The organism is Shewanella sp. YQ_9, assembly GCF_043103185.1.
GTDB lineage: Bacteria > Pseudomonadota > Gammaproteobacteria > Enterobacterales > Shewanellaceae > Shewanella > Shewanella algae.
The window spans coordinates 1-14,103 of record NZ_JBICJO010000033.1; the positions used below are offsets into that span (position 1 = coordinate 1).

The following is a 14,103-nucleotide window of genomic DNA, read 5'->3' on the forward strand; positions in this document are numbered from 1 at the left end:
CCACACAGATTGCTTGATAGATTGTTAAAGAGCAAAAGAAGCCAGCCAAGCATTTCAACTTAAAGCATTCGATGCTTGAATCTTTGACTTCCAGACCCTGTCGCGGGTCAGTGGTTGCGCATTATAGGGAGCCTGAATTTTTGCGCAACCCCTAAAAGGCGATTTTTCTTATCAAAGTCTTCGAGTGATTACTATTACACCAAGAAGTCCAATAATCCGCCAAATTAGGCCAGTGATGCCAGATATTTAGGTACATCGGCAATGCTATCCAGTACTACGCTCGCCTCATCCATGGCTTCCTGAGTCACCTCTTTGCCACTTCTGACCAGGATCCGCACCGGGATCCCCGCCGCTTTGGCGGCGCGCATATCATCGGCCTTGTCACCGACCATTACACTGGCAGCAAGATCCAGCTTAAGAAAACTGGCAGCACTGTTGATCATTCCGGCCTTGGGTTTACGGCAGTCACAATCCTGCTTGTATTCACCTATGCCCTTCTCCGGATGGTGCGGGCAGTAATAGATACCATCGAGATCCACGCCCTTGTCGGCAAAGTTCCAATCCATCCATTCGGTCAGGCTGGCAAACTGCTCTTCAGTGTAGAGTCCACGGGCAATCCCTGACTGATTGGTCACCACCACCAGCTTATAGCCTTGTCGTTTCAACGCCAGGCAAGCTTCGAAGACGCCTTCGATATATTCAAAATCATCTATTTGGTGCACATAGCCGTGATCGACATTGATTACACCATCTCTATCCAAAAAAACCGCTCGGTTCACTGTTTGCCTCCCAGAAAGCGAATGGCGATATTATTCCACTCATTGGGGCAAAATGCACTGTGGTAACAAACTTATGTCGTGGGCTTCAGGACATAGAATAAGAAAAACCCGGGCATTCAGGCCCGGGGTGGGAGATGTTCGGGAGCACGCCCGCAGGGAGACATCAGACTTCCGGGCTCAGCATGACCATTCAAACGGGTCGTAGTCTGCAAGCACTCTGGCATATTCAGGACTCAGGCCATCGGTAGAAAAGTAATACCCCTTGCCATCGCGGCCTATGTCATAACGTATGTCGTCATATTCCGGCATCGCCAGCAATTGTTGTCGCAGCGCCTGCTGCGCTTCGGCATCCAGGTTGTAGGGGGGAAACCCCAAAACTGAAGCCTCAAGCACCGCGGTATGGCGACAACTGGCTTCGCGTATCTGCTGCGCCAGGGTCGCGGCAACCTCCCCGCGTTGCAGTGCCAACCAACGGTTGGCATAGCTGTCTACCATGTAACGGTCTGAATAGAAGAAGTGCTCATCCTCAGATATGCGCATCTTCAGATCCCTGTGTTCAGGCGCCAGGATCAAACGGATATATTCTTGCACCGCATCCACAGTATTCTCTGAGTCATCCCCCGCCACAGCCAACAGCTGCGGCAGGGAAACCAGGCGTCCGTGTTGGCTGAACAACCGGATAAAGTCCACCAGTTCCAGCATGGCTTATCCCGGCAACAAGCCACGGGACTCCAGCGCATCGGCGGCGTAACCCAGGCCGAATTTTTCCAGGGTTGACCTCAGCGGTGCCCCGGTTTGCCTGTCCCAACCAAAATCGTCATAGAACATATCCAACGCCTTTTGAATATCGTCCCTGTCCATCTTGATGGTGCCTTCATCGCCAAAGGCTTTGTCGGGATCCAGGTCGTAAACCCAGTCGCAAAGCACATCGTGCTCATTGCGCATATTCATCTCATTCATTTGAATGATGGTCAGCGCTCGGTGCAGATGCAGTACCCGCTCGGCCATAAAGTCGAGCTCAGTCTCAGTCACTTCCTTGCCTGTGACCAGAGAGAACATCTGGGATTCTATGGTGCTGTCTCCGCGGTAGTTGCGATTCTTATCCGGCGAAGCCAGCAAGGGGAACATCCAGTTACAGAGAGTCAATGAGTCGTGCAGCACGTTTTTCACCAAAGACCACTTGGCGAACTTAACCTTGGCCGGGTTGATTGGGGTATACCATTTCACCTTATCGAAAGCCCCTTCGCCCCAGAATTCGGCGGCTATGGTTTCTATCATGTCCTGAGGCAAGCCACAGTTAACAATATTGATATGGGAGTGACACTGGGCATCACGGTTGAACACCATGTTGATCAGGGTGCCCACCTGCCCTGCGGTCTCGCTGGCATGGTGCACGGCGGCGTTGGTCTTCTTATTGAAAATTTTCACCGAGGATTCTTTGTGAATATCCCAATAACCGAGATCCGGGTTACGCCCATCCAGTTTCCAGCGTTCAATCAGATCTGACATGCCATCGGCCATATGGGCAATTTCCCCTTCGCGATAGGCTATACGGCGGTAAAAATCGATAAGAAACGCCGGATCTTTCTTGTCCCACAGATCCCATGGGATGCTGTCAAACTCCTCTTTAGGCAACAGATATTGGAACATATCGTGTTTTTTGAGGTACTTGAACAGGTGCGAAATCAGGCCATAGTTACACCAGATGCCGTAATCGTCGATCAGGTTGCCGCCCAGAGCACCTGTCATCGCGTGCTCTTCCGAACCTTTCTTGGTATCCATCAGATACTGAGGCGCCAGGAATCCCATACAGACGTTGGAGATATGCTCGCTCTTACGACCATATTTCTGTTTCAGCTCAGGCACCTTGAGTTCACAAAAACAGCGAATGGGGCAGGCATGACAACCACCGGTACGCTTCATCCACTTGTTGGCGTACTCTTCACCGAAGTACATCTCGGCCATTGAGGTACGGAAGCCTACCTTGTTACGTTCATTCCAGGGTACCTCGCCCAGCTCAATCTGCTGATCCGACTGCCCCCATTTGAGCCCGGGACGCGCCTTCCAGCGGCTGATACCATTGGAATATTCGGCCCAGGACTGCGGAGTAGAAGGCACAACCCCTTGGTTATTGGCGCCTATAATCCCCAGAATATGGTCATCGAGCCGACGCATGTTGGCATTATCGGCGGCAATGGCCACGGCCCCTGTACCTATGATGCCTATCCCTTTGAAGTTTTTTGACCCGAGCACGGCGCCATGGCCTCCGGCTGAGTGTCCACCTTGAGTCATAATCACTGACAGCGGCACCTGATTCTCCCCCGCCTGGCCTATGGCAGCCACCTGGGCATTGGGGCCCATCATTTCAGCTATCATGGCGTGGGTATCAAAAATCCCCTTGCCCCAGAGCGCGGCAGCCGATTCCAGCGTGACTTTACCGTCTTCAACCCTGAGCCATACCGGTGCGGCGGCGCGGCCTTCAATGGCGATGGCATCAAATCCGGCATATTTCATTGCCGGTGAAAAGTGACCACCGAAATGACCATCGGAGATCAGATGATCTTTAATCACCGGGCTGCGGGAAGTTATAGTGGTACGACCCGTACAGATCACCCCAGAACCGGTTAGCGGACCGGCTGAGAATACAATAATATTTTCAGGATCTGTGGCCTTGATATTATCTTTATGGCCATCCCAAAGGATCTTGTAGCCTATCCCCATACCACCTATATAGTCATGATATTTATTTGTTGATTCTGTCGTAATATTGCCGGTTGTTAAATTAACCCTTAATACTTTACCAGCCCATCCGCCAAGTTTATCTGTCATTTTCAATTACCTCATTAACCGATCAGGCCAGTATATTTTTCATATTGTTCGAGCGCGGCTTCCGCCTGTTCCCAGGTATAAAATTTAATCGCACCTGTCGGACAAACCTGGGCACAGGCCGGCTCGCCCTGACACAGGTCGCATTTCACGGCTTTCATTTTGCTGCGTACGACTTTAATCACTTGTTGCGGGCATTTATCGGCGCAATAACCACAGCCAACGCAGCGCTTTTCATCTATCACTTTAGCGCCGGTTTCAGGATGAGTTGAAATGGCCTGCTGCGGACATACCTGTGTACAAACTTCACAATGACGACAGGTGGCAGGCACCACAGTGCGATCGCCGCATTCCCCCCGCTGCTCTGTGTAATTAAACTGCACACCATGAGGCCCATAGTTCATGTTGTGTTCGACTTTGACCCTTGCCAGGGTTGGGCTGCAATCGCCTTCATGGTTCCAGCCACAGGCGATTTCACAGCGACGGCAACTGACGCAGATAACCGGATTAACCACCATCAAGCCACCGGGTAACACCTCAACCTTTTCATCGCTGTCATTGTCACTGCCGCAACCGGTAAGAAAGCTGATGAGCGTTCCACCATAGACAGTGCCTACGGCTGCTCCCATACTCCCTTTCAGCATTCCTCGTCTGGTAATCATATTGCGTTCCTTAATTAGTTTAAGAAATATTATTTAAATATGCATACACCAAATACCCGACAATTCATGCTAATTAAATCCAGACATTTTTTCCCAATCTGAGTCACATTTACTCACAGGCCAACCGACCAAACTCATTAACTAAAACTCAAATCAAATATTAATTTTTCACTCTTTAAAAAATCAGAAAAAACAACTTAGACCAAACCTACGCTTATCAGTTATAGCTGGAACAAATTGACGATGGTCACAGATAAATTATTCAAATTAAATAGATTAAGGCCTGCATACATTCCTAATTAGACATCCCGACAGAATCTAAAACATAAAGGAATGGGAAATGATGAAATTCAAGCCTAAAAACGCCTGGTGGAAACTATCCCCACTGGTGGTTTGCTTATTGGCTGCATGTTCCGATGGCGATGACGGCCAGGTGGGTCCTCCGGGAGAAGTGGGGATCAATATTGCCAAAGCCAAATCACTGCAGGCCAATATCGAAGCCGTAACCATAGATGAGCAAACCCGGGTTTCGGTCGACTTTTTCTTAAGCGACGCCAACGGCGTTGCCGTGACCGGACTGGAACAACTGGAGCAGGTATCAGCCTTGGCCATGGGCATAGCCAAGCTGGGCAGTGCTCAACCCATGTACGGCGATACAAGGCCAGCAGAGGGACGCTATGAGATAAGCCGCGCTCCCCAATGGATAAGCTATATCAATAAACTGGTTGAGCCGGGTACAGGTGCCACAGCCCAGGCCGCAGCGCAGTGGCAAGCCGGGATTGAGAGTGACTGCAAACTCGACTGCCTACAGAGCCTGGGCCAGGGGCGTTACCGCTATCAATTCAGCAAGACGCTCAATCAATACCCAAGCTTTGAAGGGCTCGATACCCATTACGAGAGTGACAAGACTCACAGGGTCTATCTGGAACTCAAGCCCGCTGCAGACAGCTCTCTGAGCAGCATGCTGATCAACAGTGTCTATGACTTTATTCCGGCAACCGGCCAAGCCGCCGCTGCCGAAGACAGCCGGATATTGATAGATCAGCAGCAGGCCTGCTATCGCTGCCACGGCAGTGACAGGGATAACAGTGAGGCGCGTTTGTTGATGCACGGCAGCAAGCGTTTTGCCTTTGAAGGCTGCGTCATGTGTCACACCAGTTACTCGGGCGACCCAGAAACCGGCTCGGCGCTTGATATGGCGACCCTGACTCACAAAATTCACCATGGCGAGTACAAGGTCGTTGGCTATCAGGGCCATGAATATGACTACAGCCAATTGCACTATCCCGGTGATATCAAGGATTGTAACAGCTGTCATATTCCCGATGCGGCGCCGCAGGCCAACCACTACTTTATTCCCGGCAATAACAGCTGCCTGAGCTGCCACAGTAAGGATGCCCCCGAGGGCTGGAATGGTAGCGCCAGTGCTTTATTCCACGATAGAGAACTCTTCCCCAGAGGCTGGCAACAAAGCTGCTCAGGCTGCCATCCGGATGCCAGCAACCCAGAGGGCGCGGGTAAAATCCACCTGAGCCTTGGCAGGACAAGCAAACTCATCAAACAGGAGTATGCCTTTGCGCTTTCCTCCGCCGCTATTGATGGCGACAAGCTGAGTATCAGCCTGGATTTTCGCAGCCAAGGCCGTCTGCCTGCAGGCGATCCGGCCATAGAGTCATTGTGGTTAACGGTCAGTGGCGATCCCGAACCTGCCAATCGCCCGCTCAACAACGGTCAGCGCAAAATTTGGAATTTGGCCAACCCTGGGGCCGATGTCAGCCTGGCCATGCAGGGACACAGCCTCAGCGCTGCCATAGGCCCGCTTCAGGCAGCGGACTTTGGTGAGCCGGACAAGACTCGGGTGCAAGCCAAACTGCTTGTCTGCGCCGATCCCGCGACAGGCTTTGCTGTGGCTTGTGATACAAGCGCTACCCGCATCGAGGTGATTGCCGATAACCCCTTGTCACTCACAGGCTCTGCGGCGAGTAATAAAGCCCTTGCCGATGAGGCTGCCTGTCGGCGCTGTCATGACAGCGACATGCAGCAGCGGGTTGTCAGCGCTCATACTCTGGCGAGCCGCTTCCAGCCGGGCAATGACAGCTGCGGCAGTTGTCATGCGCCTCAAGGAGCTACGGCCCTGACCGACAAGAGCTGCAACGACTGCCACAACAATGGCACTAACATGTACCTGAATGCCGGACTGAAACACACTCCTGGCATGGATCAAATAAAAGCGATCCGTACCCTGAACAACAGTCTGAACTACAGGGAAATGGTGCATTCGCTGCACAGTGGTACCCGCACTGTGGCCGGAATGGGCGCCGACAGAGAGGCGGCCACCTATCCGAAACCGGCCAGTGATTGCCGCGCCTGTCATATCAAGGGCCAGCTTACGCTGGATGGCCTGAGTCAGAGCGCCTCCGTGTTGGTTGCCACTCCCGGCGCAACCGAGAAAGGCCAAATCGCCGAGTATTCTCCCACGGTTGCAGCCTGTGGTGGCTGTCATATCCAAGTGGAAAAATGGGCCAGCCATGCCGAAGCCTTCGGCGGTGTTTTCCGCAAAGATGCCAGCGGCGGCCCTGTCTATCAGAGTGGCAGCGAGAGCTGCGCCGTTTGTCACGCCGAGGGACGTAATACCGGCGTCGACATGATGCACGGCCTCAAAGACTGACCCACTCGCTCCCATCGGCAAAAACGGCGCCTCGGCGCCGTTTTTCTATTTTGCATTTGAATGTGAACAGGCTCCCGGGCTCAAAACCTGTCAATCCGGTAAGGATGCAGTGATAACGCCGGCTCGTCACCATCAAACTCGCTGGCCAGCAACTCTGCCGTTATCGCCGCCCAGGTCAGCCCAAGATGTTGATGACCAAAGGCAAACCAAACGCCCTTCTGCTTCAAGCTCGCTCCCAGTATCGGCAAACTATCCGGCAAAGAGGGTCTGAACCCCATCCAGCGCTCACCTTGTTCGGCACTGGCAGAGGAAAATACCTTTGGCAGCAGCGCCTGGGCATGGGGCAGCAAACAATCGGCCCTGGAGGGATCCATGGGCGCCTTGAGCCCGCCGAACTCCACAGTGCCGGCCAAACGGGTACCGCCGCGCATTGGGGTAATGATAAACTTACGCTCGAACGACGCCACAGGGCGAGACAAACCGCTGACTTGCGGCATCATCAGGTGGTAGCCGCGTTCTGTATCCAGCGGCACCTCATGGCCCAATTGCTGCGCCAGGGGTTTGGACCAGGCGCCGCAGCAGAGCAATAGTCTGTCGCAGTGCCAGGATTGCCCCTGACTGTCACCGAGGCGGACACCTTGCTTGTCCGGCTGCAATTTATCGATCTCGGCGCGCAGCACCTGCCCACCGAGTGCCTTGAAGTGCAACTCCAAACGCTTGCAGAGTTCAAAAGGTGATGGCGTATGCGCCACCTCAGTGAAAAACAGTGCAGCCTTGATATTGCCGGACAGCGAAGGCTCAAGCCGCCTGACTTCATCACCACTCAATAGCTTCACCGCCACACTGGCCTTGGTATAGGCCTCAAACTCCTGCCGGGCCGCTTTTTCATCCCGCTCGAACAACAGCAGGCTGCCGTTTTCACACATCAACTCGCTGGCCTCGGCTTGTGCCAGCAACCGACGCATGGCGCCTATGGCTTCACGGTTCAAAGCCGCGATCGCCGCACCATTTTTACGTCGCTTGGCGGGCAACATATTGGCCATAAAGCGGCAAAACCAAGGCAAGGCTTTGAAAAAATACCCGGGACGGATCCGAAACGGGCCTTGCGGGTCCAGCAACATTCCAGGGAGCCGAGGCACAAGAGAGAAAGACGCCAGCGGAAACATCTGCTCGGTGGCAAAATGTCCGGCATTACCGAAAGAGGCCCCTCGCCCCGGCTCATCTTTATCCAACAGGCTCACCTTGAATCCCTGCTTTTGCGCGGCTATGGCGCAGCAAAGCCCGACTATGCCGCCCCCTAAAACCGTCAGTTCTCCCTTTGAGGACACTGTGCCATCTTGTTTGCTGTTCATCTGTTTTCTCCCTGCGCCGGGCAGCCAAAAGCCTTAAATAACGAAACGCTTTTCCCAATCACCACGATCACTGATTGTGTTTGGTTAAATATTTTTGTATACAATATACTTTATCTCTGACAATATCCACAGCTGTTAGCCCGCAAGGGATAAAGAACAACAACTAAATCAACAAGAGGTCTGTACCATGAAACCAAACTGGCAAGGGGTGTATCCTGCAATTTCAACCCAATTCAATGCCGATGGCTCAATCAACTTTGACTCCAATCGCCGTATGCTGGAAGCCCTGATCCACGACGGCATTGACGGCATCATAGCGCTGGGCACTGTGGGCGAGAACGCCTCTCTGAGCGCGGCCGAGAAGCGCGCCTTTATCAAACATACAGTCGAAACCGTCGCCGGGCGAATTCCGGTGATCTCCGGCTGCACCGAGCACAGTGCCGAGCAAGCTGCCGAATACGCCAAAGATGTGGCCGCTCTTGGTGTCGATGGCCTAATGTTATTGCCCGCCGTGGTTTATCGCGGCACAGACAGAGAAGTGCTGGCGCATTACCGCCACGTCGCCCGCGCAACCACCCTGCCCATCATGATCTACAACAACCCGGTGAGCTATGGAGTGGACATCAATTTGGAAATGACCGCCGAACTCGCCAAAGAGCCCAACATAGTCGCCATTAAGGAATCGACTACAGACACCCGCCGTCTGACCGAACTGCAGAGCCGCTTCGGCGACCGTTTCATCGTCTTTTGCGGTGTCGATGATATTGCCCTCGAGTCACTGCTTCTGGGAGCCGATGGCTGGATATCCGGCCTGACAAATGTCTTCCCGAGAGAGTCTGTTAGCTTATACCGCCTGGCCCGCGCCGGCCGACTGCAGGAAGCCAGAGAGCTGTATCGCTGGTTTATGCCGCTGCTGAGACTGGACACCATCCCGACTCTGGTACAGTGCATCAAGCTGGCTGAAGAACTGGTGGGACGCGGCAGTGAACATGTACGCATGCCAAGATTGCCTCTGGAAGGCGAAGAGCGCGCCTATGTACAGCAACTGCTTGAGCAGGCACTGGCAACGCGCATAGACCTCGACAAGTACAATCTGGACTGAGCCAAGAGCGGCACCAAGGAGAACTTATGCTCAAAGGGACTTTTTTCTGTATCGATGCCCACACTTGTGGCAACCCGGTACGCCTGGTAACCAGTGGCCATCCTGAACTTAAGGGCCAGACCATGAGCGAAAAACGCCAGCATTTTCTCTCACAGTTTGACTGGATCCGTCAGGCGTTGATGTTCGAACCCAGAGGCCATGACATGATGTCAGGGGCTTTTCTCTACCCGCCCTGCTCGGCCGATGCCGACGGCTCTATTCTGTTTATCGAAACCAGTGGCTGCCTGCCCATGTGCGGCCATGGCACCATAGGCACAGTCACCGCCGCACTGGAAGCCGGCTTGTTGACACCGCGCCGGGAAGGTGAACTGCTGCTCGATGTGCCCGCAGGCCAAATACGCATCGAGTATCAACGCAGTGGCGCCAAAGTCGACTGGGTAAAGCTCTACAACGTTGCCGCTTATCTCGCCCATGCGGATAAAGTCATCGACGTACCCGGCCTTGGCTGCCTCAAGGTCGATGTGGCCTACGGCGGCAACTTTTACGTAATAGTGGATCCGCAAGAAAACTTTCCCGGACTCAGGCAATGGAGCGCCGCCGATATTCTGCGCTGGAGCCCACTGGTACGGGAAGCGGCCAGGGCGCAGCTCGAATGTGTTCACCCGGATGACGCCACAGTTCAGGGCATCAGTCATGTACTGTGGACAGGCGATTGTCTGAGCCCGGAATCCAATGGCGCCAATGCGGTGTTTTACGGTGACAAGGCGATAGACAGATCGCCCTGCGGCACAGGTACCAGTGCCAGGATGGCGCAGCTGCACGCCAAAGGCCTGCTCAACGCGGGAGACAGTTACACCCATGAATCCATCATTGGCAGCCAGTTTATCGGCCGTATCGAAGGCACCACCCGCGTCGGCCAGTTCGAGGCTATTTTGCCCAGTATTCAAGGCTGGGCCAGAGTCACCGGGCACAACAGTATCCTGGTTGATGATGAGGACCCTTACGCCTATGGATTCCAGGTGCTGTGAGCTGTCATCACAGTCAACACTGGATAGCCCAGACTCAAGTGCCCACACATTAAAGGAGACCCCATGACAACAGAGATCCCCAACCGCCGTGAGGCGCTCGTCAAGGAGTTAGCGTCACAACTGACCGGCCAACATCTAATCGCCGGGCAATGGCAGAGTGAGACAGATGTCGAACGGTTTCAAAGCCTGGACCCGGTCGCCAATCAAACGCTGGCGCTCAGTTTCGCTGAAGCCGGCGAGCGCCAGATAGATGCGGCAGTCACAGCGGCCGGTGCCGCCTTTGTTCAGTACCGGCAAACACGGCCGCAAGCCAGGGCCGCCTTCCTGGAGGCCATCGCCACCGAGCTTGAAAACGACAGCGTGCTTATCACGGCGGCAGCCATGCTGGAATCCGGCCTGCCACAAGCGCGGATAAACGGCGAACTTGGCCGCACCGCCAATCAGCTCAGGTTGTTCGCATCAGAGCTCAGAGAGACGCCAAGTCCTCTGTTGATAGACAAAGCCAACCCCGATCGCACGCCGCTGCCCAAACCCGAACTCAGATTGACCCAGCTGCCTCTCGGGCCGGTTGCCGTATTCGGTGCCTCCAACTTCCCGCTGGCATTTTCCACCGCCGGCGGTGACAGTGCCTCGGCACTGGCAGCCGGTTGCCCCGTGATTGTCAAGGGCCATCCTGCACACCCGGCCACCAGTGAACGGGTGGCCCGCGCCATTGCCCGCGCTACCTCTCGCTGCGATATGCCAAGCGCCGTATTTTCCCTATTGCAGGGACGCAGGCCAGAGCTATCGACTGGCTTGGTATCTCACAGCGGTATTCAGGCAGTAGGCTTTACCGGCTCATTCAAGGTAGGGAGGCTCCTGGCCGATTGCTGCGCCGCCAGAGCCAAACCCATTCCCTTTTATGGCGAACTGGGCTCAATCAACCCACAGCTGCTGCTGCCGGGTAAATTGCAAGCCGAGGCAGAAACCCTCGCCGGCCATCAACATCAGTCGATGTTGATGGCTCAGGGGCAATTCTGTACCAGCCCCGGGCTTATTCTGGCATTGGCCGACAGCGAATCCAGCCAAAAAGCCCTTGCACGTTACCGTAGCGTCCTGAGTCAGGCTATCACTGAAACCGAGGCGGCTCCCATGTTAACCCCGGGAATTGCCGAGTCATTTCAAACCCGGAGCAAGCAGCTGCTCGCCAATCCGGCCCTTGAATTGCTGGCTCAGGGTAAAGCCGCCGCGGCGCTGCATCATACCCGGCCACTATTGCTGGAAACCGGTGCCGAGAGCTTGCTTGCCAGCCCTGATCTAATGGAAGAAGTGTTCGGCCCCTTCGCCCTGTTGGTGACGGTCAAAAGTGAAGCCGAACTGCAGGCTGTGATCCAGGCGCTCGATGGCCAGTTAACCGCCAGTGTCCATGCCACCAGCAGCGACTTACAAGGTTATCCGGACGTTTTGGAGGCGCTGCAATACAAGGTAGGCAGACTGATTTTTAATCAGATGCCAACTGGCGTCGAGGTTTGCCATGCCATGAACCATGGTGGCCCCTTCCCCGCCAGCACAGATCTGCGCAGTACCTCGGTAGGCACTCAGGCTATGGCGCGCTTTCTCAGGCCTTTGAGTCTGCAAAACCTGCCTTCTGAGCTGACAAACAGCTTCAACCAAGGGCAAGTTTCGGATCAACACCCAGGCGCACGCTACTTCTAAAGCACATCTTGCGCGGCATTGCAGAGGGAAACCCAAGTGGTTTCCCTTTATTTATCTGAGCATTCGCTGTAGTCTTATTCGGATCAAAACCGAATAACGTATACAAAGACGGGATCTATGAGCCGAACTACGCCCATCGTTCATAAAACGCGCACCCAGGTTGTGGTCGAAGTGCTGCGGGAGAAAATTCTTTCAGGTGAAATCGCAGCCGGCGAACCGCTGCGTCAGAGCGCTCTGGCAGAAGAGATGAATGTCAGCCGGATTCCGGTCAGGGAAGCCCTTTTGCAACTGGAAGCCGAAGGCTTGGTCAAGTTTGAAGCCCATAAGGGCGCCACGGCTACCGAATTGTCGGTGGAGCAAGTCAGCGAGTTATTTGAACTCAGAGCACTGATTGAAACTGATCTCCTTGCCAAAGCCATTCCAAACCTGCAGGATGAAGATCTGCGTCAGGCCGAAGCCGTACTGGACAAACTGGAATCCGCCTTTAAACAGGATAATGCCGTGGGCAGCTGGAGCGAACTCAACACAGAGTTCCACACAAGTTTGTACCGCGCCGCCAACCGTCCCCACACCATGGAAGTTGTACATGGTCTGAACACCAACTGTGATCGCTATATTCGCTTACAGTTGTTGCTGACAGGGGGGATCCCCAGAGCCGAGCAGGATCACAGGGATCTGCTGCAATTATGTCGGCAAAAGAAAATAGATGAGGCCGTGGTCCTGCTGAGGGCCCACATACTGCACGCTGCCAATGCCATTCGTGAATTGGTAGCCCAACAGGTGAGCTGAAAAATCACGACCCTTTCCAAGCAATAGCGCTTTAGTTGTCCAAAAGACAGATCTGGCTTCTGTCTTTTTATTTTGAGAGTAAATTCAATGCAGTACGCCACTATTACCGGCTGGGGAAAGTGCGTTCCCCCCGCCGTACTGACCAACCATGATCTGGCCACCTTTATCGACACTTCCGATGAATGGATTAAACCCAGAACAGGGATCAGCCAGCGCCATATCAGCCACGTCAACACCTCGGAATTGGCCACTGTAGCCGCTCAGCATGCGCTGGCCGCCGCCGGCATCGAAGGCAGCGAACTGGACATGATTATCCTGGCGACCGCCAGCCCGGACACACTGATCCCCAACATAGCCTCAACAGTACAGGCCAATGTCGGCGCCAACTGCGCCGCCTTTGACATCAATGCCGCCTGCAGTGGCTTTCTCTACGGGGTTGGCTTGGCAACCGCTCAAATCAAGAGTGGTCAATGCAAGAAAGTCCTGGTGGTCGGCGCCGAACGTCTGAGTTTCTACCTCGACTGGTCAAGAAGAGAAACCGCGGTACTGTTCGGTGATGGTGCAGGTGCCGTGGTACTGGAAGCGACAGACAGCCCATGTGGCGTACTGGGCTATGAACTTAACAATGATCCAGGTGGCCGCGACATTCTCAAAGCCAGCTTTGGTACAGGTATGGACAGATTTGTTGCCGAGTCACTGGACTTCTACATCCAATTCGATGGCCAGGAGATCTTCAAACGCGCCATCAACGGCATGGGCAAACTCAGCGCCCAGGTGTTGGAGAAGTGTGGTCTGGACAAAGAGGAAGTTGATTGGGTTATCCCCCATCAGGCCAACGAGAGGATCATCGACACTCTGGTACACAGAATGAAGATCCCCAAAGAGAAGGCCTTCGTCAACATAGCCAACTATGGCAACACTTCGGCAGCCACCATTCCTATTGCCATCTGTGATGCGTTGGAAAAAGGCATGATCAAGCCAGGACAACATATTCTTTCCTGTGCCTTTGGTGCCGGCCTCACCAGCGCTGCCTTGCTGCTGAAATGGGGTGATAGAGTCACGCCGCTGAAGCAGAGCGATGCCAGCCTGCCGCCATGTGAGCAGACAGGTATTGAGCTGGTAAAACGCGCGGTAGACTATTTCTGCCATCGCGATAAGGCCTGAGATAAAGCCTGAGTCGAATTATCTGTTTAAAAAACGGT

11 protein-coding genes are annotated in these 14,103 nt (G+C 54.1%); 6 read left to right on the forward strand and 5 right to left on the reverse strand.

Annotated features, from left to right (window positions below; genetic code table 11):
* Positions 1-224 precede the first annotated feature (224 nt).
* The 4 genes from gmhB to ACF8D4_RS09445 form a co-directional block, all read right to left on the reverse strand.
* Positions 225-779, reverse strand: a complete 555-nt coding sequence (gmhB, locus tag ACF8D4_RS09430) for a D-glycero-beta-D-manno-heptose 1,7-bisphosphate 7-phosphatase (protein ID WP_071237958.1) — start codon at positions 777-779, stop codon at positions 225-227.
* 177 nt (positions 780-956) lie between these two features.
* Entirely contained in the window at positions 957-1,481 is a 525-nt protein-coding gene (locus tag ACF8D4_RS09435; RefSeq protein WP_215794828.1) for a hypothetical protein, read from the reverse strand.
* Positions 1,482-1,484: 3 nt separating this feature from the next.
* The gene (locus ACF8D4_RS09440; protein WP_190532396.1) at positions 1,485-3,608 is read right to left on the reverse strand and encodes an aldehyde ferredoxin oxidoreductase; all 2,124 of its coding nucleotides are present in this window, start codon (positions 3,606-3,608) and stop codon (positions 1,485-1,487) included.
* Positions 3,609-3,622: 14 nt separating this feature from the next.
* Positions 3,623-4,267, reverse strand: coding sequence for a 4Fe-4S dicluster domain-containing protein (locus tag ACF8D4_RS09445; RefSeq protein ID WP_025011103.1), 645 nt, complete (start codon positions 4,265-4,267; stop codon positions 3,623-3,625).
* Between the two features lie 340 nt (positions 4,268-4,607).
* Here ACF8D4_RS09445 and ACF8D4_RS09450 point away from each other — a divergent pair, with 340 nt between their 5' ends.
* A complete protein-coding gene (locus tag ACF8D4_RS09450; RefSeq protein ID WP_208124842.1) occupies positions 4,608-6,935 on the forward strand; it encodes a cytochrome c3 family protein in 2,328 nt (775 codons plus the stop codon).
* An 80-nt stretch (positions 6,936-7,015) separates the two neighbouring features.
* Here the strand turns inward: ACF8D4_RS09450 and ACF8D4_RS09455 are convergent, their stop codons facing one another.
* A complete protein-coding gene (locus ACF8D4_RS09455) occupies positions 7,016-8,287 on the reverse strand; it encodes an FAD-binding oxidoreductase (protein ID WP_028780816.1) in 1,272 nt (423 codons plus the stop codon).
* Between the two features lie 187 nt (positions 8,288-8,474).
* Here ACF8D4_RS09455 and ACF8D4_RS09460 point away from each other — a divergent pair, with 187 nt between their 5' ends.
* The 5 genes from ACF8D4_RS09460 (at position 8,475) to ACF8D4_RS09480 (ending at position 14,065) form a co-directional block, all read left to right on the forward strand.
* The gene (locus ACF8D4_RS09460) at positions 8,475-9,389 is read left to right on the forward strand and encodes a dihydrodipicolinate synthase family protein (RefSeq protein ID WP_208135878.1); all 915 of its coding nucleotides are present in this window, start codon (positions 8,475-8,477) and stop codon (positions 9,387-9,389) included.
* 26 nt (positions 9,390-9,415) lie between these two features.
* On the forward strand, positions 9,416-10,417 hold the full coding sequence (locus ACF8D4_RS09465) for a 4-hydroxyproline epimerase (protein ID WP_028780814.1): 1,002 nt from the start codon (positions 9,416-9,418) through the stop codon (positions 10,415-10,417).
* A gap of 63 nt (positions 10,418-10,480) precedes the next feature.
* Positions 10,481-12,112, forward strand: a complete 1,632-nt coding sequence (locus tag ACF8D4_RS09470) for an aldehyde dehydrogenase (NADP(+)) (protein ID WP_392468619.1) — start codon at positions 10,481-10,483, stop codon at positions 12,110-12,112.
* Between the two features lie 117 nt (positions 12,113-12,229).
* A complete protein-coding gene (locus ACF8D4_RS09475; protein ID WP_025011106.1) occupies positions 12,230-12,901 on the forward strand; it encodes a GntR family transcriptional regulator in 672 nt (223 codons plus the stop codon).
* A gap of 87 nt (positions 12,902-12,988) precedes the next feature.
* Positions 12,989-14,065 (forward strand): ketoacyl-ACP synthase III, encoded by a 1,077-nt coding sequence (locus ACF8D4_RS09480; protein ID WP_028780812.1) that lies wholly within the window; start codon positions 12,989-12,991, stop codon positions 14,063-14,065.
* Positions 14,066-14,103: the final 38 nt, after the last annotated feature.

Excerpts from the sequence above, each read along its gene's own strand:
- ACF8D4_RS09435 (WP_215794828.1), bottom strand. The coding sequence starts at position 1,481 with ATGCTGGAACTGGTGGACTTTATCCGGTTGTTCAGCCAACACGGACGC.
- ACF8D4_RS09440 (WP_190532396.1), bottom strand. The coding sequence starts at position 3,608 with ATGACAGATAAACTTGGCGGATGGGCTGGTAAAGTATTAAGGGTTAAT.
- ACF8D4_RS09445 (WP_025011103.1), bottom strand. The coding sequence starts at position 4,267 with ATGATTACCAGACGAGGAATGCTGAAAGGGAGTATGGGAGCAGCCGTA.
- ACF8D4_RS09450 (WP_208124842.1), top strand. The coding sequence starts at position 4,608 with ATGATGAAATTCAAGCCTAAAAACGCCTGGTGGAAACTATCCCCACTG.
- ACF8D4_RS09455 (WP_028780816.1), bottom strand. The coding sequence starts at position 8,287 with ATGAACAGCAAACAAGATGGCACAGTGTCCTCAAAGGGAGAACTGACG.
- ACF8D4_RS09460 (WP_208135878.1), top strand. The coding sequence starts at position 8,475 with ATGAAACCAAACTGGCAAGGGGTGTATCCTGCAATTTCAACCCAATTC.
- ACF8D4_RS09465 (WP_028780814.1), top strand. The coding sequence starts at position 9,416 with ATGCTCAAAGGGACTTTTTTCTGTATCGATGCCCACACTTGTGGCAAC.
- ACF8D4_RS09470 (WP_392468619.1), top strand. The coding sequence starts at position 10,481 with ATGACAACAGAGATCCCCAACCGCCGTGAGGCGCTCGTCAAGGAGTTA.
- ACF8D4_RS09475 (WP_025011106.1), top strand. The coding sequence starts at position 12,230 with ATGAGCCGAACTACGCCCATCGTTCATAAAACGCGCACCCAGGTTGTG.
- ACF8D4_RS09480 (WP_028780812.1), top strand. The coding sequence starts at position 12,989 with ATGCAGTACGCCACTATTACCGGCTGGGGAAAGTGCGTTCCCCCCGCC.